Below are 23,490 nucleotides of genomic sequence, written 5' to 3'. Positions count from 1 at the left end.
GCTCCACCGAACTTCAGAAGCCGCATGTCTGTTCCACTCTGCAGGAAGCCGTAAATGCCCTTACCCGCCAAGGCGTTTCAACTCTGGCTCCATGTTGTTGCTCCCAGCGCTAGCACAGCCGATATCTGCAGGATCTCCGGGATCAAGCGGACCACGCTCGCCCAGCAGCTGGTGCGCGGCAAAGTCGCGGAAAACACCCTCGTTAGTATCAGCCGGGCCCTGAAGCGCAGCCCCCTGGAAGACCTCGCCTCGTTTGAGAGCTATGCGGAACTGTCCGGGCGGCCGCAGCCGCCGACTCCCGCCGAGCTCGTCAGCCAGATTGCCACCATGGATTTGCTGCGGGCGGTCATTTCCCGCGCGTCCCCGGCGTACGGCGGCTACGGTGACGACGGCAGTGCACTGACGCCGGCGCTCGGCCCTGCGCCGCACGCCACCTCGGTACGGAACTGGGTGGACGCGATTGACGACGGCGAGTTGCGGCACCGGGTTTCGGGCGCCACCGGGGTCGCGCCGCAGAACTATTCGGCCCAGTTGACCGCCAACAGGCTCTCCCCCGAGTTGGCGGTCGCGACGGCCCGCGCCGCTGGCGTAGGATTCACGGGCGGCCTCGTCGCTGCGGGATTGATAACGGAAACTGAGGCCGGCTGGCCGCCCGAAGCCAAGCAAACCGCACTGGATGCCTTGTCAGATGGCGAACTCACGGCCCTGGCCGGTGAGCGGCTGCAGGCCCTGGGTAAAACCCTGCGCCGCCAGGAACACGAACACGAACAAACAAAGAAGATATGGGAGAACCTCGGATGATAGCGGCCCTGCAGTGGACCACTTTGGCGGTCTGCGCCCTCGTCGCGGTCGCGCGGATTCCGAGTGCGCTGCGGGGTGAGAACAGGTCCATTTTCGGTATTTTCGCGCTGTCAACGTTTGCGATCATGTTGAGCATCAACGTCATATATCTACCAGTGGATGCTTGGCTTGGCTCTGAGAACTACGCGAACCTCATCCTCCGGTTCCTCATTTACGGTGTGGTTCTTCTGTCCGGATACAAAATCGTCAAGGGCTTCGACGCGAAGCGCAGCATCTGGCTCATTGTCGGTCCCATTGGCCTCACAGTGCTTGCCCTCGTTGCGGTAGCCACCGTAGTCCCGTTCCTCCTCGCCAACACGACCGGAAGCTCCACCGGACTGAGCACCCTTCCGGACCAGAGTGCCAACAACGTCGACCTCATTAAGCTCTATACGGTTGCCGGCAGGTTCTACCCGTCCTTTGTCGCAGCATGCTTGCTGCCGGCCACCATTAGGACCGTGAGAAGCGGGCTGCCACGGCTTCCGCGGAACGGGGCCGCGGTCCTGGCCGTGGGAGCCGCCGCCATGGTCCTCCTGTCGTTAAGCGACCTGCTGCCGCGCCATCTCGCCTATCTGCAATACTTCATCAGCTCCACCGCCATTCTCGGCCTCGTTCTGGGACTCACGCTGATGTGGCTCAGCCGGGTGCTGGCGACGAAGCGCCTCGTCCGCAGGTAGACCGTCCCCCATCGATCATGGCGTGCGGCCCACCGTTGCAGTCCGGCGGCCTGCGCTCTCGTCGCGATCGCCCGGATTTCGAGTGCCCTTCGGGGTGAGAATAGGTCCGTTTTCGGAATTTTCGCGCTTGCCACCCTTGCCATTCTGCTCAGCATCGATGTGAGCTACCAGGCCATCGATGCGTGGCTCGGATCGGGCAACTACACGAACCTGATCCTTCGCTTTGTCATCTACGGCACCGTGCTGCTGGCCGGATACCGGATTGCCAAGGCCTTCGCCGCCCAGAAGAGCATCCGCCTCATCGCCGGCCGCGTGGGCCTGGGTGTTCTCTCCGTCATAGGCGTCGCCACCGTGGTCCTTTTCCTATTGGCTGACACCGCGGGAACCGTCACCGGGCTGAGAACGCTGCCCGCCAGAAGCCCCCAGAATACGGCGCTCATCGAGTCGTACGCCGCGGCGGGACGTCTGTACCCGTCCTACGTGGCCGCCTGTATCCTGCCCGCCACCTTCGCGGCCATCAGTCAGCGGTTGCCCAGAACCATCCGCATCGGAGCTCTGTTGCTGACCATCGCCTTCGCCGGTATGGTCATCGCCTCCTCCTTCGTCCTGTTCCCGTCGGAACTTGGATACCTGGAAGCTGTCATCAACTACACTTCGGTGTTGTGCCTGGCGCTGGGACTCGCCCTCGTCTGGATCTCCAGCCTGATGGCGAAGCGCGCGCTTCGCCATTGACCAGGCTTTGGCATCCAGCCGTTGCCTTCCAGGCAGGGGCAGGGGGCTGCCGCCGGGAAAATCCCGGGATGACACGGAAGATACGGATGGACCCCAGATGATCGCGATCCTGCAGTGGACCACTTTGGCCATCTGCTCTCTGGCTGCGATCGGGCGGATTCCGAGTGCCATCCGGGGTGAGAACAAATCGGTGTTCTTCGTGTACGCGTTCATAACGGTGGCTATCCTCCTGAGCATGGAGGCCCCGTATCTGGCCGTCGACCGGGTCATGGGCGGCGTGAACCTGGCCAACGTTTTGCTGCGCTTCATCATCTTCGGCACCATCTTCGCGCTCGGGCTCAGAATCGCACGGGGTTTCGGCGCCGACGACGCTCTCCGCCTGATCACCGGCCCTGCGGGCATCACTGTTGCGGGTGCGGCGTCGGTAGTGGTGGTGGTGGTTTTCCTGATGATGGACACGGTGGGCTCGTCCGCCGGACTGATCGCGGTATATGACAGGGATGCGCGCCACGCGGCGCTAGTTGAGTACTACGGAGCCGCCGGTCGGCTTTATCCGGCCTACATCATGCTTGCCCTCCTGCCGGCCATGGTAAGAGCTGTGCGCAGCGGGCTGCCTGGCCTCGTGCGGCTCGGCGCTGCCTTGCTGGCCGTCGGCTCCGCAGCGATCGCGCTGAGCCTGTCATCGCCGGTGATACCTGCGTCGCTGGCCTACCTGCGGTTCGTCTTTAACTACACCGCCATTCTGTGCCTCGTGGTGGGGCTTGCCATGATCTGGCGGTCGAAGATTGTGGCCAAGAGGACGCAGAAGACGCGCGCTGGCTTAACCGGTTAGTCAACGTCAGCTGAGCCGCCGCGCGACTGGACCGGGTCCGGAATCATCCGCCTGGGCGCCTTGTGCAGCAGCATTCGGTCTACTGCGCAGCGGTCCTGGGCTGCGCCGTGGGGCTCGCCATGTTCTGGTTTTCGGGGCTGATCGCGACCCCCTCAGGTAACGCTGGGGCAACATTACGTCAGAACCGCGACCGGGCATTCACAAAATCATTAGATTGTGAGAGAATCATGAATGTGTGAAAGCAGCACTCGCTTTGCGAACGGGGACAATCCGTGCGGAGCCGAGGTGGCTGCCTAAGCGCCATTGGGGGGATGAGTGGTAGCGGTCCAGCTGGACCGCTCCCACTCAGCCTGTTTAACGGCCTTTTCGGGCCCGGCCGGCGAGTGTCCGCAGCCCGGCTGGGGCGGGCGTCAGCGCACAAACCTCAACGTCACCAGCTGGAAGGGCCGAAGCGCCAGTTCCGCCGAGTCCCCCGCCGCAGTCACACCCGGCGCAGCCGCCGGGCGCTCCAGCAGGTCCACCGTGTGGACGCCGTTGACGGCAAATCCGGCCGCCACGATCCCGGCGGACCGCTCCCCCAGCGACTCGTAGACCCGGACGATCACATCGCCGGAGCCGTCCTCGGCGAGTTTCACGGACTCAACAACCAGTGCCGGGTTGGAAACGGCAAAGAGCGGTTCTACACGGTGTGCGCCCTTGACCACACGAGGCGCCAGATTCGTGCGGTATCCCTCTTTGACGGCGTCGGCGATGCTGGCGCCGGGCCTGATGGTGACGTTCAATTCGTGCTGGCCACGGTCCGCGGCGGGGTCCGGGAACTTGGGCGCGCGCAGCAACGAGAGCCGCACGGTGGTGGTCGTTCCGCCGTCGTCCTCCCGGATATTCCTGGTGACGTCATGGCCGTAGGTGGATGAGTTGGAAACCGCCACCCCGTAGCCGGGCTCGGCGACGTGGATCCACCGGTGGGCGCAGATCTCGAACTTCGCGGATTCCCAGGAGGTGTTGAGGTGCGTCGGACGGAACACATGTCCGAACTGGGTCTCGGACGCCGACCGGTCCGCCCGGACGTCGAGCGCGAATCCGAGCTTGAGCAGCTTTTCGCTTTCCTGCCAGTCAACCGCCGTCGAAATGGCCAGGGAACCGGCGCCTGCCTCCAGCGATATCCGCTGGGTCACAGCCGACGACCCTGCCAGCCGCTCCACAACAACGACGGCGTCCTGGCCATGGGATTCCACCGTCAGGGACCGCGCGCCGGTCAGGCGGACGACGTTGCGTCGGTAGAAGGCGTCGATATCCCAGGCATCCCATTCGTTGGGGGTGTCCCGGTGCAGCTCCAGCAGGTTCCCGAACTGCCCGGGCGCGATTGCGTCGCGTCCGCTCGTGTAGTCGGTCAGGGATTCCAGCAGACCGTCGGCGTTGATGACGGCGCGGATGATCCCGTTGTCCAGGATGTAGCCGCCGCCGGCTTCGGTGACCAGCACCGGCTGCCCGGCGGGGACCGGCTCGGCTGCGGCCAGCGCGGGGACGCCGTGGCGCTCGTGCGGAGCGGCGTTGAGCAGGAAGTCAGTGTCCCCGGCGCCCAGCACCACGCCGGCGGCATCGGCGATGATCACTTCCAGCTGCCGGCCGACGGCGGCGTAGTTCCGCTCGGCGTCCTGGTGCACCCAGGCGATGGAGCTGCCCGGGAGGATGTCGTGGAACTGCTGCAGGAGCACCAGACGCCAGAGGCGCTTGAGCTCAGACGCCGGGTAATTGTGCCCGGCACGCACGGCGGCCGTGGCACACCAGAGCTCGGCTTCGCGGAGCAGGTGTTCGCTGCGCCGGTTGCCCAGTTTGGTCTTGGCCTGGCTGGTGTACGTGCCGCGGTGCAGTTCAAGGTACATCTCACCGACCCAGACCGGGAGTGCCTCGTACTCGCCCTGTGCCCGGGCAAAGAAACTGCCGGCCGAACCGAGTTCCACCTTCGGTGATCCCTCAAGGTCCGCCGTGCGGCGCGCCGCCGCCAGCATCTCCCGGGTCGGGCCGCCACCGCCGTCGCCGTAGCCGAACGGGACCAGCGAGACGGTGCCCCGGCCGTGGTCCCGGTAGTTCCGCTCGGCGTGCGCGAGTTCCCGGCCGCTGAGTTCCGAGCTGTAGCTGTCCACCGGCGGGAAATGCGTGAAGACCCGGGTGCCGTCGATCCCCTCCCAGTTGAAGGAGTGATGCGGCATCTTGTTGACCTGGTTCCAGGAGATCTTCTGGGTCAGGAACCATTTGCTGCCGGCGGCCCTGACGATCTGTGGCATGGCCGCGGAATAGCCGAAAGTATCCGGAAGCCATGCTTCCTCGCATTCCACCCCGAACTCGGCCAGAAAGAAGCTCTTTCCCTCCAGGAACTGGCGGGCCATGGCCTCGCCGCCGGGCATGTTGGTGTCCGATTCGACCCACATGCCGCCCACGGGGACAAACTGGCCGGTCTTGACCTTTTCCTTGATCCGGCCGAAGAGCTCCGGATACAGCTCCTTGGTCCAGGCGAGCTGCTGGGCTGAGGAGCAGGAAAACACGAATCCGGGATCCTCGTCCATCAGGGCCACCACGTTGGAGAAGGTGCGGGCGCATTTGCGGATGGTTTCGCGGACGGGCCAGAGCCAGGCGGAGTCGATGTGCGCGTGTCCGGTGGCGAGCAGGTGGTGGGCGGAGGCGTACGCCGGCCGGGCCAGGACTCCCGCCAGGGCCTCGCGCCCCGCTGCCGCCGTACCGGGGACGTCATCAGGATCCAGCACGTCCAGCATCCGTTCGAGCGCGCGCAGGATTTCGTGGCGGCGGGGCAGTTCCATCGGCAGTTCGTGCATCAGGCCGTTGAGGGTCCAGATGTCCTGCTGCAGCTCCCAGACCGTCTGGTTGAGTTCTGCGATGACGATCCGGCCGAGCCGGTACTTGGGCTCGTTGCCCGCGGTTGCCTTGTCGCCATAGGGGGTGGCTGCGAAGGTCCACCCCTGCGACAGATCGGGATTGGCGGCGGCCTCGACGTAGAAGTCGACGGCCATCCCGCCGCCCAGGAGCTTCAGCGGAATGTACTGGTTCCGCGGGGAGATGGCCTTGACGATGGTTCCGTCCGGCCGCCAGGCGATTCCTTCGCATTGAAAACCGGGAAGGTCGCTGCTGGAGCCCAGGTCCACAATGACTTCCACCGAGGTGTCCGGCGCCGTGCCCCAGGCGTCCGGGACCTGCCCCTGCAGCCGCAGCCACTTGGTGCTCCACGGCCGCCCCCAGGCCGCGCCGTGCTCCTGCGGCGTGAACTGCTGCCGGAGGGCGTCCATCACCGGGACCGGCTCGTCCGGGACCTCCCAGCTGCTCAGGGTGAGCGGCACGCTGCGCGGATAGACCGCGGGGATGATGCGTTCGCGAACAAAGCGGTCCAGCCGGACTTCCGTGAGACGGCGGTCGTCGTGCAATGTGATCCTCTTAGCGCTGCGTGGATGACGCTGAAATGCATCCAATCGATGGATAAAACTTACTTCGCCGCTGCCTCCCTGGCCAAGCGGCTCTCAGCGGACGCTCTCCGCCACGTCTGTGGGCACACTCACGCGGCGGGATCCCGCGTAGACGTTCAGCGACGTGCCGCGGCTGAAGCCGGCCAGCGTCATGCCGCTGGCCTCGGCCAGCTCGACCGCCAGGCTCGACGGCGCGCTGACCGCGGCGAGAACGGGAATGCCGGCCAGGGCGGCCTTCTGCACCAGTTCGAACGACGCGCGGCCGGAAACCTGGAGTACGGTTCCGCGCAGTGGGAGCATGCCCTCGCGGAGGGCCCAGCCGACCACCTTGTCCACGGCATTGTGGCGCCCCACGTCCTCGCGCAGGCACAGCAGCTCCACGGAGCCGTCGTCGGCGGTCCGGAACAGGCCGGCGGCGTGCACGCCGCCGGTGACGTCGAAGACGGCCTGGGCTTCCCGCAACCGGTCCGGAAGGGACGCGAGCGTAGCCACGGGCACCGTCAGCGGGTCGTCTGCGGGGCTGAAATGCGAGGACTTGTGCACGGATTCGATGGAATCCGTGCCGCAAATGCCGCACGAGCTGGAGGTGTACACGTTCCGGCCGGTGTCCGGGCGGACGACGTCGGGCCTCAGCTGGGCTTCCACCACGTTAAACGTCTGAACGCCGTCCTCGTCTTCCCCCGCGCAGAACCGCAGCGAGACGAGCTGTTCAGGGCTCCAGATGACGCCTTCAGAGACAAGGAAGCCCGCAACGAGGTCAAAGTCGTTCCCCGGCGTCCGCATGGTGACGGAGAAGGACAAGCTGCCGATCCGGATCTCCAGCGGCTCTTCCACGGCGAGCACGTCCTCCCGGTACCGGACAGGGAATTCGAGGGCCTGGGGCGATCCGTCCAGGACATATTTGTGCACCTTGCGGCGCTGCGTGACGCGGCCCATCAGGTATTCCTAACCAACATAGCTCCATCATGGCAAGCGCTGGGCCGGGTGGCCAGCGCGGGTTCAAGACCAGGCGCTACCCCAGCAGTTCGCCCCAGTCCACGGGCCCGCCGGTACCGGCAGGCTTGCGGGCGGACCGTTTGGTGGCGGGCTTGCCCTCCGGTACCGCCGGCTCCGGGAGGGGCGTGCCCCAGGGAAGGACGAAGGCCGGGACGGTTTCCCCCAGCCGCACTCCGTGCGGGGGGACCACCAGGACGCCGTCGGCCGCGGCCAGCCCGCGCATCATTCCCGGGCCGGTGTGCTGAGCCGGCGACGCCATACCGTAGAGGAGCCGGAAGGGCATCAGCCGGGTCCGGCCGGGGTCAGCGTCGATCATGGCGCCGCAGGGCACCTCGGTGACGGGCGGCAGGGACCGGTGCCCCAGCGCTGCCAAGAGCGGGGCGCCGATGGTGGACAGCGCCATCATGGCCGCGAGCGGGTTGCCCGGCAGCCCGATGATGAACCTGCCGTCCGGCAGTTCGGCCAGCACGGCAGGATGGCCGGGCCGCATCGCGATGCCGTCGATCAGCAACCGTCCGCCGAGTTCGGCCACGGAACGGCGCAGATGGTCGGTCCCGGACCTGCCGGTACCGCCCGTTGTGATGACGACGTCGGCCGGCACCGGTTCGGCGCCGGAACGCCCGGGAAACTGCGTCACCTCAGCTGCCCCGGGTTCCCCCTCCGGGTCGGTGTCCTCGAGCGCGGTCAGCCATTCAGCGTAGCTGTCGCCGATTTTCGTTTCGCCGGCACAGATCCCCCCGAGCATTTCCACGACGCCGGCGAGCTGGGGACCGAAGGTATCGCGCACCTCCCCCGGCCGAGGGATCCCGGCTGTGACCACTTCCGAGCCGGTGAACACCAGCCGGACCACGGCTTTGCCCAGGACCGAAAGGCTGTCGTGACCGGCGAGGGCCGCAAGGGCCAGGTGGGCGGGGTTGAGCAGGGCGCCGCCCTTTATCAGCACTTCGCCGGCGGCGGCTTCCTCGGCGGCTTTCCGGATGTGCTCGCCGTTTCGCGGCTCGCCGGGCTTCGCGCCGCCGCCAAGCTGCAGGACCGGCAACCCGTCCTCATCGGCGGCAATGGTGCCGCTTTCGCTCCGCAGCACGGCCTTCGCTCCGGGAGGAATCAGCCCGCCTGTGACGATGGGGCTCCCCTGGTGCGGAGCCAGCCGCTGGCCGGGCTCCGCCAGGATCCATGGTCCGCTGCCGTTAACGGCCCAGCCGTCCATGGCAGAGGAGGCGTAGTGCGGCATGTCCACCAGCGCTTCCACGTCGGCGGCGAGTTTGCGCCCCAGCGCGTCTCGAAGCGGCACGGGCGCGGCGGGGATGGGGGTCGCGCAGTCGAACGCACGCTGCCGGGCTTCCTGCCAGGTGTGCGCGAGGTGCCGATGGGGCGCAGGCTCATCCCCCGCGGCAGCTGCATTGCCGTGAGGGGGTGCAGGTGTCATACTCCGGAGTCTTCGTTGGCTGCGTAGTCCCTGGCCAGTTTCCGTGCGACGCCCATCGCGGCCTGCATCGAGACGGCATCCGTGGCCTGGCCGGAGCCCGAAGCCAGTCCTGCCGCAAAGCCGGCAATGAACGTTGTCAACGGCGCGGCAGGGCGCACCACGGAGTGGGCCGCCACCCCGGCCAGGGACAGGATCTCGTTCACGTCAACCTCGACGTCTTCCAGTTCCAGGGCCTGAAGCAGGGCCCGGCACCAGTCCTCGAGTGTTTCATCCTGGCTTTTCACCGTTTGCCTCCAAAGTCGAGTTCAGCGGGGGGAAACCCGGGCCGGAGGCCCGGTCCATGGCTGTCGCGGTGATGGCCGTCGACGCGAGGGCCGCCAGACGGGCCGGTCACACCCAACAAGGAGGCATCGTCCCAAGTATCAACATCATCCGTAGACCCCCTGGGGACGCTCACTTCCCGCACCTCCAGCCTAGCAAGAAGGGCGAATACCGAGGCGTTTTCGAGCGCGCCGCGGTGCCTGGCGTCGGCCACGCACCGCCGAAGCGCAGCCGAGCCATACAGGCCAAGGAGGGGCTGCCGGCGCCCGTCAGCAGAGACTGCCATCAGCCCGTCGCCCGGGGGGGCTTCCGCAGCGGCGTCCAGCAGTCTTCCGACGGCGGCGCCCGCCCGGGGCATGTCGACGGCGAGGACCAGGGTCAGCGGTGCCGCGGCAGGAACGCGGGGATGGCGGCTGCGGTGCCGGTCCAGGGCCGAGAGCCCGGCGGCGACGGCGGCCGCGGGTCCGGCGAACGCCGGCTCCTCCCGGCAGCTCAGCACCCCCTCGGGCAGGGTTCCCGGGTCCGGCCCGACGACGGCGACGGCGGCCGCACCGCGCGCGGCCTGCAGGGCGCGCTCCAGGAGGGTGACGCCGTCGTGCATCAGACCCGATTTGGGCACGCCTCCCAACCGGGACGACCGGCCCCCGGCAAGAATGACAGCGTCGAATTCCACCGGTCCAGCCTAACTGGCTATGGGTGCTGTCCGGGCGCAGCGGCCGGGGTGCGCCGTGTCAAGCGGCGGATTCCGGCAGGAGGAAAGGGTCCCAGGCAGGCGTCGGCTTCTCCAGCTCCTTGATTTGCCAGGTCGTGCCCTTGGGCGGCGCGGGGCTGAAGCCGAGCTTCCACCCCATTTCCCCCGGGGTGTGGTCACCTTTGGCGTTGTTGCACCGCAGGCAGGCAGCGACGAGGTTTTCCCAGGACTCCGCACCGCCCCTGGATTTGGGCTGGACATGATCGATGGTGTGGGCGGCTTTGCCGCAATAGGCGCAGCGGTGTCCGTCCCGGCGGAGCACCCCGCGGCGGCTCACCGCCGTCACGGTGTTATACCGGGGCCTGATGTATCGATTCAACAGAATCACCGACGGACGGCCCAGGACGTCGTGCGGCCCGACGACGGGATCGCCGCCTTCCGCCACGACACTGGCCTTTCCGGCCAGCACAAGGACGAGCGCCCGGCGGAAGGTCACAACCGCCAGCGGTTCATATCCAGCATTCAGAACGAGTGTGCGCATCCGCATACCTCTTCACGGCCGCACCCGCCAGGGGCACGAGGGCCGGCTGCCCTCTGCATGGTCGGGCTATGGATCGACAAAACAAGAGTAAACACGGGGATGCCAATTCACCGAATCTTTTTTCCCGCCCCGACCCGCATCCGCTGAAGTTCACGTTCTGGCAACGCAAAGGACCCCTGCCCAATGGCAGGGGTCCCCGGTGTTGCTTACAGCTGTTGTCCTAGCCGACGCGGATGAAGACCGGGCCGGAGCCGACGTTGACGCTCTGCAGGGACGTGGTTCCGCCGTTCCATCCGCCGTGAACAGCCTTGCCGTTACCGACATAAACAGCGATGTGGGCCAGGCCCGCGCCGCCGTTCGCGTAGTAGGCGAGGTCGCCCGGCTGTGCCGCGGCGGCGCTCACAGTGCGGCCGAGGGCCAGGTAACCTGCCGGCCAGCCGTGGAAGTTGATGCCCGCGGCAGCCAGCGAGTTCGTGGCGAGCCTGGTGCAGTCCTGGCCAACACCGAGCTGGGCGTAAGCGGCAGCAGCGATCGTGGCGCCCTTGACGCCGGCGGCGGCCGGAGCCGGGGTGCTGGCGGCCGGAGCAACCTTGGCAGCCGGAGCAGCCTTGGCCGGGGCAGCCGGAGCAGCCTTGGCCGGGGCAGCCGGAGCAGCCTTGGGGGCGGGGGCAGCCGGGGCTGCGGGGGCAGCCGGGGCTGCGACCTTGGTGCTGGCGGTCTTGGCCGGGTTGGCTGTGGAAGCCTCCTGGACCTTCACAACAGGCTTCGGGGCCTCGACGACGGGAGCCGGGGTGGTGGTGACAGCCGGCTTCTCGAAGGAGATCGCGATGGTCGAAGCAGCCGAGATGGTCGCCGGGGCGGCTGACTGGACTTCGAGGGTGGAAGCGGAGGTGGAATCGCGCTGAACGTTGGCCTCAGCAGCGTTGGCTCCGATACCGCTGGTCAGGACGAGACCGGAGGCAGCAGCGATAACCGCGGCCTGGCGACCCATGCCGCCGGCGTTGTCGCCGAGGGATTTGGCAATAGCGGCCAGTGAGCTGGTCTTGGTGACCTCGGCGCGGTGCCGTGCGTTTGCACTAGTCATTAAGTTCTCTCTTTCGTGATCCTGGGTCCGCGCTTTTAGGGCGCGGGCTGAGGACGCTCCGGCATCTTGGGGGTACGCCGGATCGCCCCGAAATGGGTTACTTAGCGAAGGGTGTACTGCGAAGACGCGCCAATAGCGGGAACTGCTTGCAGGTGCATGGCCTGCGGGCCGGACTCAGCAGAGATCGAGTCGGCGGTGTGAGATCCGTTCCGGGCACCAAAAAGGGCAACACGGAGGTTGGATTTCAGCGGGCTCGTAAGAGCCGCGCAAGCGCGGTGACGCGCAGCATTGTGGCGTGAAGACACGAAAGTAGCCTCTCCCAATGCCTGCGAGGTGAGCTGTCGGATTCGGATGGGAGTCACCCGGCCGCGCTGCTTCCTGGGAAGCTTTGCGACTTAACCCCAAGGCCTTCTTTCGAAGGCCAAAATTGGTTCCCCCGCCCCTGCCAGACGATGTAATGCGAACGGACCTTGAGCGGTGGCAGAGCTAGGCAATCCACTCAAGAGCGCCAACTTCGGAAAAGTTGGCGTGGGACAAACGGTACAGCAGTTGGGGCTCTATGTCACATTCAGATCACGGAGTGCCGTGAGAATGCGAGAGTGTCCCATCAGCTCGGTTACAGCCAGCCGGTCGGGTCGACGACTTCGCCGTTGACCATGACCTCGAAGTGAAGGTGGCAGCCCGTGGAGGCGCCCGTGGTGCCGCTCATCGCCACGACAGAGCCGCGGTCGACCTGCTGGCCCACCTGGACGCCGGCGGAGGACAAGTGGTTATAGGTGGTCTCCAAGCCGTTGCCGTGGTCAATCACCACACGGTTTCCGCCGCCGTAGGGATGCCATCCTGTGAAGGTCACGGTGCCACTTGCGGCCGCAATGACGTCGGTGCCGCATTGGACCGAAAAGTCCTGGCCGCGGTGGAACTCCCCGGAGCCGCCGGTGATGGGGCTGACGCGGTATCCGAAGGGGGACGACTTCTTCAGCTCTACCAAGGGCGCCCCGAGGCTGCCCGAGGAGGCTGCAGGGGCAATGGAGCCGGCCGACTGGGCGCTCAGCAGCTGCTTAAGCTTGCCGTCCGGGTCATTCCGGGTGGTGACGGCGGTGCGGTTGAAGTCAATTTTGACGTCGGCGGCGGTGATATCCGGCTGGACTGCGGCAGGGATGACTGCGGCCGTTGACCCGGTGTCTGTGGCCATAACAGGGCTCGTGGCGGGGACGGTGACGGTAAGGACCAGTCCCGTGGCAGCCAGTGCGATGCCGGCCTTTTGCCCCACGCCACTGGCGGCGGCGAAGTCCGTTACCTGGCGGAACGGGCTGCGGCGGTCTCTGCGTTCATCGCGGAGCGCGTCACGGGGCCGGTCCGCGGGTGTGGCGGCGGCCGGACGCGGCTCCGGAGCGGGACCTGTCGCACGGCGGCGGCCCCTGTCGATCTGGGTGGTCAAAAAAGGTTCCTCTCTGGAGAGCCTGCGGAGTTAGCTGTCGGATTCGGGTCAGAGAGATCAAAGACCCGGTCCGCCGTGACAAGCATCCAGGCACAGAGGTATCAAAGTAGTTCCTCGATGGAGTTGCTTGCCGCTGACGGACTTCACCCCAAGGCTGCTGAACAGCCGGAAGTGGTTCCCCCGCCCCTGCCAGAAGGTGATTCTGCAACTGATCCGCTGGCAGAGCTCGGCTCGGATCAGATAACGGTTTGGTATCGGTACTAGTGTCCAACTATAGGCGATTAAGCCGTCCAGTGATAAATCCGTTATCTACCTGTGCACAACTCATGGGAGGTCCCACGAGCTGCCCGGTGAGCGCTCGTTAACCGACGGTCACAAAAACGTGGCCCGCCACCTCGGGCGGGAGCTCCAGGGCGCCTTCGATGTCGGGCACTCGCACCGAGATGTACTCCCCCACGCGCTCCAGCGAAACCAGTGCGCCGGGGCGGATGCCGCCCTCATCAAGCTGGACGAGCAGTTCCGGTTCGACCTGGATGGGCTCGGCGAGCCGGTTGATCCTGACCCGGGAATCCGGCCCGTAGCCGGCCATGGCCTCCAGCAGGTTAATAGCGCCATCGGCGTACGGCTGGGAAGGCGGTCCGCCTAGCTCCGCGAGGCCCGGAATCGGGTTGCCATAGGGAGAGACAGTGGGGTGGTTCAGCAGTTCGAAGATCCGCCGCTCGACCCGCTCACTCATGACGTGCTCCCAGCGGCAGGCTTCCTCATGGACGTAGGCCCAGTCGAGCCCGATCACGTCAGCCAGCAGCCGCTCGGCAAGGCGGTGCTTGCGCATGACTTCAATGGCACGCTTCCGGCCGGTTTCCGTCAGTTCCAGGTGGCGGTCGCCGGAAACAACCACCAGCCCGTCGCGTTCCATCCGGCCGATAGTCTGGGAGACGGTGGGGCCGGAGTGGCGCAGCCGTTCGGCGATGCGGGCGCGGAGTGCGACGATGTTTTCTTCTTCAAGTTCCAGAATGGTCCGAAGATACATCTCGGTTGTATCGATCAGATCCGTCATTCAGCTCAGCTCCTCGAGCGCCGTCCTTGCGCATTTCCCGCCGTACCGCATGCTGCAGGCGCCCTGGCGCGGTCCGCCGTACGTTCGCAGGCCAGCTTAGCCTATTTTGAATTACTCCGGATAATCTCAGTGACCGGACTGTGACGGTCTCTTTTGCCTCCCCCGCGGGGCAGTCAGGCAGAATGAAACGCAAGGCTCCGCTGCAGCCACGCTGCCGGGCGACCTACCGAGCCACACTTTTGTACCAGCCGAAAATTGGAGCCACTGTGAGCGACACCAGCATCACGATTCCCGCAAACCTCCTGCCCAAGGACGGTCGCTTCGGTGCCGGACCGTCCAAGGTCCGCCCGGAGCAGATGGAGGCCCTCGCCGCCGCGTCCCAGCTGCTGGGAACCTCCCACCGCCAGGCGCCGGTCAAGAACCTGGTGGGATCGGTCCGGAACGGGCTCAGCCAGTTCTTCCGCGCCCCCGAGGGCTACGAAGTCATCCTGGGCGTCGGCGGATCGACGGCATTCTGGGACATCGCCAGCTTCGGTCTGGTGGAGAACAAGGCCCAGCACTTGTCCTTTGGCGAGTTTGGCTCGAAGTTCGCCTCCGCCACCAACAAGGCACCGTTCCTTGCGGACTCCTCAATCATCAAGTCCGAACCGGGCACCCGCCCGGCGGCCAAAGCCGAGGCCGGCGTCGATGTTTACGCCTGGCCGCAGAACGAGACGTCCACCGGCGTTGCCGCCCCCGTCCAGCGTGTGGCCGGCGCCGATGCAGGCTCCCTCGTCCTGGTTGACGCCACATCGGCTGCCGGCGGGCTGGATGTCGACGTCGCGGAAGCGGACGTCTACTACTTCGCCCCGCAGAAGAACTTTGCCTCCGACGGAGGCCTGTGGCTCGGCCTGTTCTCCCCGGCGGCGCTGGAACGTGCGGCGCGGATCAAGGCCGGCGGCCGCTGGATCCCGGACTTCCTGGACCTCCAGACGGCGATTGACAACTCACGGCTGAACCAGACCTACAACACTCCGGCCCTGGCCACGCTCGTCACCCTCGATGCCCAGGTGCAGTGGCTCAACGCGAACGGCGGACTGGACTTCGCCTCGGCACGGACGGCGGATTCGGCCGGCCGCATCTACCGCTGGGCCGAGGCCTCGGAGTACGCCACCCCCTTCGTGGCGAAGGCTGAGGAACGCTCCAACGTCATCGCGACGATTGACTTCGATGACTCCGTCGACGCCGCGGCGATCGCGAAGGTGCTCCGCACCAACGGCATCGTCGACACCGAGCCGTACCGCAAGCTGGGCCGCAACCAGCTCCGCATCGCGACCTTCGTGGCGATCGAGCCGGACGATGTGTCGGCGCTGCTGGAGTGCATCGACTTCGTGGTGGGCGAGCTGAAGAAGTAGCTTTCCACACCAGCGCGGCGCTGCGGCGTCAGCGTTCGTCGGCGTCGCCGGCGTCGTCCACAGGGTTCTGTCTCCGGGCGGCGCCGTTTGCGTCAGGGCCGGTTGCTGTCCCCGGGCCGGCGGAGGCGACGCGGAAGTAGCGCAGCCCGCGGGCACGCCGGTCGAACCGGATCCGCAGCTGCCTGGCCCGGACAATCCACACCAGTCCGATCAGCGCCGAGATCAGGCCGGAGGCGGCGGCGACGCTCAGGGACCAGCGGGGACCGGCAACGTTGGCGACCCACCCCACGAACGGGGCCCCGATGGGCGTGCCGCCCATAAAGATCGCCATGTAGAGCGCCATCACCCGGCCGCGCATCACGGGGTCCGTGGTGGTCTGCACATAGCCGTTGGCGCTCGTCAACATGGTGATGGCGAAGAGCCCCACCGGTACCAGCGCCACGCCGAACCAGAAGTAGCTGGGGGCCAGCGCCGCGACGCCGGAGGTGACGCCGAAAGCTCCGGCCGCCCCGAAAATGATCCGCAGCCGGGGCTTCTTGCGGCCGGCGGACAGCAGGGCGCCGGCGACGGAGCCGATGGCCATGATGGAATTCATCAGCCCGAATGCGCCGGCGTCAAGGCCGAATTCCGTGCCGACCATGGCCGCGATGAACAGCACAAAGTTCAGTCCCAGGGTCCCGACGATAAAGACCGCGACCAGCACCACTACGATGTCCGGCCGGAACCGCACATAGCGCAGTCCCTCCCGGATCCGGCCTTTGCCGGCCGCGGCCCGGGGCAACCGGCGCAGCGAGGCGGTCGGAATCTTCCACAAGCTCAGCAGCAGGGCCACGAAGGTCAAGGTGTTGATGAGGAAGACCCAGCCGGGGCCGACGGCGACAGTGAGGATACCGGCCACCGCGGGTCCGATCATGCGGGCCACGTTGAAGGAGGCGCTGTTCAGGGCCACCGCGTTGGGCAGGTAATCGTCGCGGACCAGTTCGGAGACGAAGGTCTGCCGCACCGGGGCATCGAGGGCGGACACAACGCCGAGCAGCAGCGCGAAACCGTAGACATGCCAGAGCTGCGCGACCCCTGAAACCACAAGGATGCCAAGCCCCGCACTCAGCACCGCCATCGCGGACTGGGTCAGGATGAGCAGCTGTTTACGGTTGAAGCGGTCGGCCAGCAGCCCGGCCACGGGGGCGAGGAAGAGCTGGGGTCCAAGCTGCAGAGCCATCGTGATGCCCATGGCACTGGCATCGTGATCGGTCAGGTGGTCAAAGACCAGCCAGTCCTGGGCAGTGCGCTGCATCCAAGTCCCGATGTTGGAGATCACCGCGCCGATGAACCAAATCCGGTAGTTCAGGATGTGCAGGGACTTGAAGGTGGACATCATGTCCAGCCCTCACTGTGCAGCGTCCCGGTTGGATCCAACCGCTAGTCAGCCTGCGCTGCGGGCAACTCGTCGTCCGGCGTTTCTCCGGCAGCCACGCCCGGGACATCGTCGTCGTCGGAGTCATCGTCGTCAACATCGTCGGCGTCGTACTCGTCGCCTGCACCATCCGCGTTGCCGTCTGCATCGTCGGAGTCGTCTTCGGGGGCGTCGTCGTCGGAGTCATCGTCCGGCTCAGCGGCGCCGAGTGCGTCCAGGGGCGCGTAGGCTCCCGCGGCATCCTCCGGCGGCGCCGTGGCTCCGGCTGCCGCGAGTTCGTCCTCGCCCTGTTCGTCGCCGGGGCGGACACGTTCGGCCCACGGGATCCAAGCGGGTGCCAGGATCGAGTCGTCGGAGGGCAGCAGGCCCAGTTCGTCGACCGTCACAGCCTTGGACCGGGAGTTCCGGGTGAGCACGGCGTACCACTGCCAGCCACCGTAGCCGGCCAGCTTGGATTCGAACAGGTGCGTGACCAGGCGGTCGCCCTCACTCTTGGCTGCCAGGTGACGGCCGATCTGTTCGGCGGGGGCGATGCCCTCGATGGCGGCACGGGCGACATCGACGGCGGCGGCCAGGAAGGCATCGGGCTTGCCGGTGCGCCAGACGGGAACCCCGGCGCGAGGCTTGTTGCCTTCTTTGGCTCCGGTTTTTTTGTCGCCGGCGGCCCGGGATGCGGTCTGATCAGATTCCGGAGTCATCGCCGGGCCCTACGCGTCCAGCTCGTCGGCAACCTTACGCAGGGCGACGGCAATCGCCTTGCCCTTGTTGCCTTCCGGGTACTTGCCCGCGGACAGGGTTCCGGACAGGTTGTCCAGCACGGAGACGAGGTCCTGGACCAGCGGGGCGAGGTCCTTCGCGCTGGGCCGCTTGGCCTTGGCAATGGACGGTGTCTTGTCCAGCACGCGCAGGCCCAGGGCCTGGGCGCCCTTGCGGCCGTCGGCCACACCGAATTCAACACGGGTGCCGGCCTTCAGCTCGGTTACGCCCTCGGGCAGCGCGGACTTCGGCAGGAAGACTTCCTGGCCGTCCTCGCCCGCGAGGAATCCGAAGCCCTTTTCCTTGTCATACCACTTGACCTTGCCGGTAGGCACGTAATCAACCTTCTTCGTTCTGCTGGTGACACGGCCGGCGGTCACCGCATCCGCATTGATATGCGGGTTCAGGGTGTGACCGCCCGGACCGTATTGGTCTGTTCCTTCAAGGTTATCGTGCCCGGCCCACTTTGGTCGTTTGGGGCGCGGGGCAAGCCGGACTGTTAGCGTTAGCTCCATGACTCCACTGCGTTTCCGGCGGCCACTGTTAATCGTTGCGGCTGCTGCCGCCGTGCTGTCGCTCACGGCCGTCGGCGTCGTGATGGCGATGGCCTTCAACAATGCCGTGTCGCCCGCCTGGATCACCTCCACCGCCCTCTACGGGCTTCCCGTGGCTTTCCTGCTCATGATCCTGCTTGTGATCGACGGTGTCGCAGCCCGGCGACGCACCCGCGAGCCGGGCGAGAGGTAGCCTTGCACTGATGTCTCTTATCCGCGCGCTGAGCAAGGAACTGCAGGCACGCAGCGATGACTCGCTGCGGGCCCTTTTCTCCGCGCGGCCGGACCTGATCTCCCCGGGCGTGCCGGACTTCGCCGCCCTCGCTGCCCGCGCCAGCGGCCGCGTCAGCGTGCAGCGCGCCCTGGAGCGGCTGAACCGCCCGGAGATGCAGGTCCTCGAAACCCTGCACTTGTGCACGAACACGGACACCGGGCACAGCGCCTCCGCTCCGATGCTGAAGAAGCTGATCAACGGCGCGACCCTGACTTCCATCGAAAAGATGCTGCATTCGCTCCAGGAACTGGCCCTCGTCCACCGGGCGGAACCGCCGCCCGGCGCAGCGCCGCCCGCGGCATCGAAACAGCGCTACTACTTGCCCGTCGGCAGCCTCAAGGACGTCATCGGGATCTACCCGGCCGGGCTCGGTCGCAGTTACACCGAACTTGTGCGGCTCCAGCCGGCTTTCGCGCAGCATGTGGTCCAGCTCGTCGGGGAACTGCACCGCAGCGGCGCGGCCATCTCCCCCGCAGCCACCCCGATGGAGGCCGCACTGTCGCTGCAGCACTGGACGGCCACTCCGGAGTCCCTGCGGCAGATCCTGGCCACCGCCCCGGAACGCACTCCGGCGCTGCTCGCACGCTTCGGGAACTGGGCCATGGGCGCCGTTCCCCAGGCACAACGGCGCGCCTCCGTGCTGCACGAGGCCGCCGACGTCGGGCCGGTGGACTGGCTCCTGGCCCGCGGGCTCCTGGTGCCGCTGGACGCGGCCCACGTCGAGCTTCCGCACAGCGTCGGGGTCTCGCTGCGCGGCGGCTTTGTCATCGAGAAGATCGCACTGGCTCCCCCGGTGCCGCGGCTGGGCTCCACCTCGGCAGCGCTCCGCCGCAACGCCGCCCTGGGCGCGATCGCCGAGACCCTGCGGCTCGTGGGTGAACTGCTTCACAGCGTCCGTGAACAGCCTCTCGTCACCCTGCGCAGCGGCGGCGTGGGCGTCCGGGAGCTCAAGCGCCTGGCCGACGGGCTGCGGATCGAGATGCACGACGCCGGGGTGCTGGCCGAGTTGTGCGCCCTGTCCGGCCTCATCCGCCTGGACGTGGACAGTTCCGCCTGGGTCCAGCCGGCGCAGCCGGAGTGGCTGACGCTTCCGCGCCAGGAGCAGTGGCTCTGGCTGGTCAATGCCTGGCTCGCCAGCGAGCGCGCGCCGTCCCTTGTGGGTCAGCCCGTCAACGGCCATGCCGCGGTCCCGGCCCTGCACCGCGGCGCGGCCGGCGGCACCATCAACGCGCTCTCGGCCGAAGCCCAGCGCCCGGACGCCCCGGTGGTCCGGAAACGGATCCTGGAAATCCTGGCCGAACTGACCGAGGAGGCCGCGGCCCCCGACGGGCAGGCCCCGGTCCTGGACGCCGCGGCCGTGCTGGAACGCGCCGACTGGACCCAGCCCCGGATGGCACGGCGCTTCAGCTCGCTGATCCGCGGGATCCTGGCCGAGGCCGAACTGCTCGGCCTCATCGGCTCGGGCGCGCTCAGCCAGATCGGCGCAGCCATCGCCGCCGAACAGCCCGACGAGGCGATGGGCATCCTGGGCGAACACCTGCCGGCCGCCTTGAACCATGTCCTGCTCCAGGCCGACCTGACTGCGGTGGCGCCCGGCTATCTCGCGCCGGGCCTGACCGAGAAACTCCTCACCATGGCCGACGCCGAAGGCCAGGGCCCCGCGACGATCTACCGCTTCTCGGTCTCCTCCGTCCGGCGCGCGCTCGACGCCGGCCAGGACGCCCAGGCGATCCTGGAATTCCTGGGCCTGCACTCGGCTACGGCAATCCCGCAGCCGCTGAAGTACCTGATCGAGGACACCGCTGCCCGCCATGCCAGGCTGCGGGTGGGGTCCGCCGCGAGCTTCATCCAGAGCGACGACGAAACGGCCCTCCTGGAGCTGCTCAACACGCCCGGCGCCTCCGGCCTCGGCCTGGTCCGGATCGCCCCCACCGTGCTGGTCTCGCACGCCGCGCCGCGGGAAACAGCCCAGCTGCTCCGGAGCCTGGGGCTGTCGCCGGCGGTGGACGAATCCGAGGCAGGCGGCATCCGGCTGCGCCGCACCACAGCGGTGCCCGGCAGCGTCCGCCCGGTCTACAGCGCGCCACGCACCGCCCCACCGGAAGCCGACGTCGACGCCCAGCTGGCAGTGCTGCGCAGCGACCGGACCGCCGGCGACGGCGCTTCCGCGCGTCCCCCTGCAGCCCCCGGCAGCGAAGAAGCGACGCAGCTGGGACTGGAAACCCTGCAGAAGGCGATCCGGCTCAAACAGCGTGTGGTGATGAACGTCGTCGACGGCTTGGGGAATGCCGTGCGGGAAACGGTTGTTCCGGTAGCTGTGAACGGCGGACGGGTCCGGGTCTTCGACCCGGACAAGGAAACCGAACGTGTCCTGTCCATCCACCGGATTATTGACGTAGAGGCCGCAGAGGAATTGCTCCAGTGAACGATGGACCGCTGATCGTCCAGAGTGACAAAACCATCCTGCTCGAGGTGGACCACGAACTAGCCACCGAAGCACGCCACGCCATCGCCGCGTTCGCCGAACTGGAGCGTGCCCCCGAGCATATCCACAGCTATCGGTTGACGCCGCTGGGCCTCTGGAACGCCCGGGCTGCCGGCCTGGACGCCGAGAAGGTGCTGGACACGCTGCTGAAGTACTCCCGCTTCCCGGTCCCGCATTCCCTGCTGATCGACGTCGAAGAGACGATGTCCCGGTACGGCCGGCTGCGGCTCGAGAAGGATGCCCAGCATGGCCTCGTCATGCGCACCTCGGACTATCCGGTGCTGGAGGAAGTCAGCCGCGCCAAGAAGATCGCCCCGTTGCTGGGTCCGCGGATCGACGGCGAGACCGTGGTGGTGCACTCATCCCAGCGCGGGCAGCTCAAGCAGTTGCTGCTCAAGATCGGCTGGCCGGCTGAGGACCTGGCCGGCTACGTTGACGGCACCCCGCACCCCATCCTGCTCAACGAGTCCGGCTGGAAGCTCCGCCCTTACCAGCAACTGGCGATGGAGAACTTCTGGGCCGGCGGCAGCGGCGTCGTCGTGCTCCCCTGCGGGGCCGGCAAGACGCTGGTGGGGGCCGCCGCGATGGCCACCAGCTCCACCACAACACTGATCCTGGTCACCAACACCGTGTCCGCCCGGCAGTGGAAGGACGAACTGCTCAAGCGGACCTCCCTCACCGAGGAGGAGATCGGCGAATACTCCGGCTCCGTCAAGGAAGTCCGCCCCGTGACAATCGCCACGTACCAGGTCCTGACCACCAAACGGGGCGGGCTCTACCCCCATCTGGAGCTGGTGGACGGCAACGACTGGGGCCTCATCATCTACGACGAGGTCCACCTCCTGCCCGCACCGATCTTCCGGATGACGGCGGACCTGCAGGCCCGCCGCCGGCTCGGACTCACCGCCACCCTGGTCCGCGAGGACGGCCGCGAGGGCGAAGTCTTCAGCCTGATCGGCCCTAAGCGCTACGACGCGCCGTGGAAGGACATCGAGGCGCAGGGCTATATCGCGCCGGCCGACTGCGTCGAGGTCCGGATCGACCTGCCCCGGGAGGAACGTGTGGCCTACGCGATGGCCGAGGACGCGGACAAGTACCGGCTGTGCGCCACGTCCGAGTCCAAGACCCTGGTGGTGGAACAGCTCGTGGCCCAGCACGCCGGCGAGCAGCTGCTGGTGATCGGCCAGTACATCGACCAGCTGGACGAGATCGGCGAGCGCCTGAAGGCTCCGGTGATTAAGGGTGACACCCCGGTCAAGGAACGCCAGAGGCTCTTTGATGCCTTCCGTGCCGGCGAGGAACAGACCCTCGTGGTGTCCAAGGTCGCCAACTTCTCCATCGACCTGCCCGAGGCCTCGGTCGCGATCCAGGTGTCCGGTTCCTTCGGTTCCCGGCAGGAGGAGGCCCAGCGCCTGGGCCGGCTGCTGCGTCCGAAGAAGGACGGCCGCGCTGCCCGCTTCTACTCCCTCGTGGCCAGGGACACGCTGGACCAGGACTTCGCGGCCAAGCGCCAGCGCTTCCTGGCCGAGCAGGGCTACGCCTACCGGATCATGGATGCCCGGGACGTCGGCATGAGCTCGCCCACCGACTGATCCGGCGCACCCCTCCCGGGCCGTCCGCTCCGCGCACTAGCGGATGTACGTTGACCCGTCCTGTTCCAGTGCCCCGGTCCGCGGGTCCCGCTGCGGGCGCTGGTAGGCGAATTCGCCGCCGCTGCGGCCGCCGAAGGGGCGTCCGTGGTCGGCAAATTCTTCCCGGAAGAACGCCAGGCACCACTGGCCCATCTGGAGTCGGGAGCCAGTGCGCAATACCGACGTCGAGTCCGGACCGAAGCTGCCGGTGACTTTGCCGTGCCGGACCAGGACGTATTCATCCCGGTCGTTGTGGACTATTTCCGCATGCACTCCGTCGAGTCCCGGAAGCTGAAGGTCAACAGAGTCATCACTGCCGATGCGCACCCGTTCCGCAGTGAGGCTGAACTCACGCGGGACCTGTCCGTTCCAGGACTTCGAGTCCTGAACGAAAATCAACCGCGGCCGTCCGCCGCCCCGCGTGTAATGGGTCGTCGTGACGCTTCGGGGAATCCTGCGCTTCACCGTCGGCAGCAACGGGAACAGGGTCCCTGGCGGCAGCAGGGAAAGCCCCGGGGCCGGCGAACGCCGGCCCCGTTTCAGCATGGGCGCCAGCACTCCCAGCTTTCCCAGCTTGATGTGCGGTGACCTGGTAATCACCCGCTGCGAGGCCGGAGCCTCGACGGCGCCGAGGCTGATGATCCTGCCGTCCGGTCCGTCCACGACGACGGTCAGCCCCTGGTCCGACAGCGTCTTGGCCAGGGGCCTGAGGTCGCCCAGGGACGGTAACCGCTGGGACTGCAGGACGTCGATGCGGTCCAGCGCAACAACCACTTCCCTCCCGGAAGCCTTCACCGATCCGCGGGTTTCCTCGCCGGAGGCCTCCTGGAGGGAAAAGTCCAGGTTGATGTCGGCCCTGAACCGCGGGGCCATG

The 23,490-nt window shown here is 67.1% G+C and carries 21 protein-coding genes and 2 riboswitches; of the genes, 8 read left to right on the top strand and 13 right to left on the bottom strand.

The genetic code is table 11. The features are described from left to right. Positions 1-54: 54 nt before the first annotated feature. From ACZYX4_RS05655 to ACZYX4_RS05640, 4 genes are all read left to right on the top strand, one after another. A complete protein-coding gene (locus ACZYX4_RS05655; RefSeq protein ID WP_463874339.1) occupies positions 55-801 on the top strand; it encodes a hypothetical protein in 747 nt (248 codons plus the stop codon). Positions 802-926: 125 nt separating this feature from the next. Further along, entirely contained in the window at positions 927-1,517 is a 591-nt protein-coding gene (locus ACZYX4_RS05650; RefSeq protein WP_463874338.1) for a hypothetical protein, read from the top strand. Positions 1,518-1,676: 159 nt separating this feature from the next. Then, positions 1,677-2,249 (top strand): hypothetical protein, encoded by a 573-nt coding sequence (locus ACZYX4_RS05645; protein ID WP_463874337.1) that lies wholly within the window; start codon positions 1,677-1,679, stop codon positions 2,247-2,249. A 97-nt stretch (positions 2,250-2,346) separates the two neighbouring features. Continuing rightward, a complete protein-coding gene (locus ACZYX4_RS05640) occupies positions 2,347-3,081 on the top strand; it encodes a hypothetical protein (RefSeq protein WP_463874336.1) in 735 nt (244 codons plus the stop codon). 410 nt (positions 3,082-3,491) lie between these two features. Here ACZYX4_RS05640 and ACZYX4_RS05635 read toward each other — a convergent pair whose 3' ends face one another. From ACZYX4_RS05635 to ACZYX4_RS05595, 9 genes are all read right to left on the bottom strand, one after another. Next, positions 3,492-6,515 (bottom strand): alpha-mannosidase, encoded by a 3,024-nt coding sequence (locus ACZYX4_RS05635; protein WP_463874335.1) that lies wholly within the window; start codon positions 6,513-6,515, stop codon positions 3,492-3,494. A 93-nt stretch (positions 6,516-6,608) separates the two neighbouring features. Then, complete coding sequence (fdhD, locus tag ACZYX4_RS05630) at positions 6,609-7,490, bottom strand: formate dehydrogenase accessory sulfurtransferase FdhD (RefSeq protein WP_463874334.1); 882 nt, start codon at positions 7,488-7,490, stop codon at positions 6,609-6,611. A gap of 76 nt (positions 7,491-7,566) precedes the next feature. Continuing rightward, positions 7,567-8,976 (bottom strand): molybdopterin-binding protein, encoded by a 1,410-nt coding sequence (locus tag ACZYX4_RS05625; protein WP_463874333.1) that lies wholly within the window; start codon positions 8,974-8,976, stop codon positions 7,567-7,569. After that, positions 8,973-9,260 carry a DUF6457 domain-containing protein gene (locus ACZYX4_RS05620; RefSeq protein WP_463874332.1) on the bottom strand — a complete coding sequence of 96 codons (288 nt, stop codon included), beginning with the start codon at positions 9,258-9,260 and terminating at the stop codon, positions 8,973-8,975. Before ACZYX4_RS05620 ends, ACZYX4_RS05625 begins: the two co-directional genes overlap by 4 nt. Continuing rightward, positions 9,257-9,970 (bottom strand): molybdenum cofactor guanylyltransferase, encoded by a 714-nt coding sequence (mobA, locus tag ACZYX4_RS05615; RefSeq protein ID WP_463874331.1) that lies wholly within the window; start codon positions 9,968-9,970, stop codon positions 9,257-9,259. Before mobA ends, ACZYX4_RS05620 begins: the two co-directional genes overlap by 4 nt. Before the next feature lie 58 nt (positions 9,971-10,028). Further along, positions 10,029-10,529 carry an HNH endonuclease gene (locus tag ACZYX4_RS05610; RefSeq protein ID WP_463874330.1) on the bottom strand — a complete coding sequence of 167 codons (501 nt, stop codon included), beginning with the start codon at positions 10,527-10,529 and terminating at the stop codon, positions 10,029-10,031. A 220-nt stretch (positions 10,530-10,749) separates the two neighbouring features. After that, on the bottom strand, positions 10,750-11,613 hold the full coding sequence (locus tag ACZYX4_RS05605) for an NlpC/P60 family protein (protein WP_463874329.1): 864 nt from the start codon (positions 11,611-11,613) through the stop codon (positions 10,750-10,752). A gap of 309 nt (positions 11,614-11,922) precedes the next feature. Then, a riboswitch (cyclic di-AMP (ydaO/yuaA leader) is annotated at positions 11,923-12,092 on the bottom strand. 137 nt (positions 12,093-12,229) lie between these two features. Further along, positions 12,230-13,051 (bottom strand): M23 family metallopeptidase, encoded by an 822-nt coding sequence (locus tag ACZYX4_RS05600; protein ID WP_463874328.1) that lies wholly within the window; start codon positions 13,049-13,051, stop codon positions 12,230-12,232. 4 nt (positions 13,052-13,055) lie between these two features. Continuing rightward, a riboswitch (cyclic di-AMP (ydaO/yuaA leader) is annotated at positions 13,056-13,268 on the bottom strand. Between the two features lie 144 nt (positions 13,269-13,412). Beyond that, entirely contained in the window at positions 13,413-14,108 is a 696-nt protein-coding gene (locus tag ACZYX4_RS05595) for a metal-dependent transcriptional regulator (RefSeq protein WP_463874326.1), read from the bottom strand. Between the two features lie 266 nt (positions 14,109-14,374). Here ACZYX4_RS05595 and serC point away from each other — a divergent pair, with 266 nt between their 5' ends. Next, complete coding sequence (gene serC, locus ACZYX4_RS05590; RefSeq protein ID WP_463874325.1) at positions 14,375-15,502, top strand: phosphoserine transaminase; 1,128 nt, start codon at positions 14,375-14,377, stop codon at positions 15,500-15,502. A 28-nt stretch (positions 15,503-15,530) separates the two neighbouring features. Here the strand turns inward: serC and ACZYX4_RS05585 are convergent, their stop codons facing one another. The 3 genes from ACZYX4_RS05585 to ACZYX4_RS05575 are packed head-to-tail and all read right to left on the bottom strand — an operon-like array spanning position 15,531 to position 18,007. Next, complete coding sequence (locus ACZYX4_RS05585; protein WP_463874580.1) at positions 15,531-16,877, bottom strand: MFS transporter; 1,347 nt, start codon at positions 16,875-16,877, stop codon at positions 15,531-15,533. A gap of 44 nt (positions 16,878-16,921) precedes the next feature. Then, the gene (locus ACZYX4_RS05580; protein ID WP_463874324.1) at positions 16,922-17,614 is read right to left on the bottom strand and encodes a DUF3027 domain-containing protein; all 693 of its coding nucleotides are present in this window, start codon (positions 17,612-17,614) and stop codon (positions 16,922-16,924) included. Between the two features lie 9 nt (positions 17,615-17,623). Beyond that, positions 17,624-18,007: a cold-shock protein gene (locus ACZYX4_RS05575; RefSeq protein ID WP_024366560.1), complete on the bottom strand. Its 384-nt coding sequence runs from the start codon at positions 18,005-18,007 to the stop codon at positions 17,624-17,626. 178 nt (positions 18,008-18,185) lie between these two features. Between ACZYX4_RS05575 and ACZYX4_RS05570 the strand changes: the two genes are divergently transcribed. Genes ACZYX4_RS05570 through ACZYX4_RS05560 form a run of 3 tightly spaced genes read left to right on the top strand, consistent with a single transcriptional unit; the run spans position 18,186 to position 22,577 of the window. Then, positions 18,186-18,419, top strand: coding sequence for a hypothetical protein (locus ACZYX4_RS05570; RefSeq protein WP_463874322.1), 234 nt, complete (start codon positions 18,186-18,188; stop codon positions 18,417-18,419). Between the two features lie 10 nt (positions 18,420-18,429). Continuing rightward, positions 18,430-20,925, top strand: coding sequence for a helicase-associated domain-containing protein (locus tag ACZYX4_RS05565; protein ID WP_463874321.1), 2,496 nt, complete (start codon positions 18,430-18,432; stop codon positions 20,923-20,925). Further along, entirely contained in the window at positions 20,922-22,577 is a 1,656-nt protein-coding gene (locus tag ACZYX4_RS05560) for a DNA repair helicase XPB (RefSeq protein WP_463874319.1), read from the top strand. Before ACZYX4_RS05565 ends, ACZYX4_RS05560 begins: the two co-directional genes overlap by 4 nt. 36 nt (positions 22,578-22,613) lie before the next feature. On the opposite strand, the gene ACZYX4_RS05555 is transcribed toward ACZYX4_RS05560, so the two are convergent. Further along, positions 22,614-23,489: an FHA domain-containing protein gene (locus tag ACZYX4_RS05555; RefSeq protein ID WP_463874317.1), complete on the bottom strand. Its 876-nt coding sequence runs from the start codon at positions 23,487-23,489 to the stop codon at positions 22,614-22,616. Position 23,490 lies beyond the last annotated feature (1 nt).

It is taken from the genome of Pseudarthrobacter leeuwenhoeki (assembly GCF_055412885.1).
Note: the sequence above shows the minus strand (reverse complement) of the source record. Positions and strands in the feature narration are given on the sequence as shown.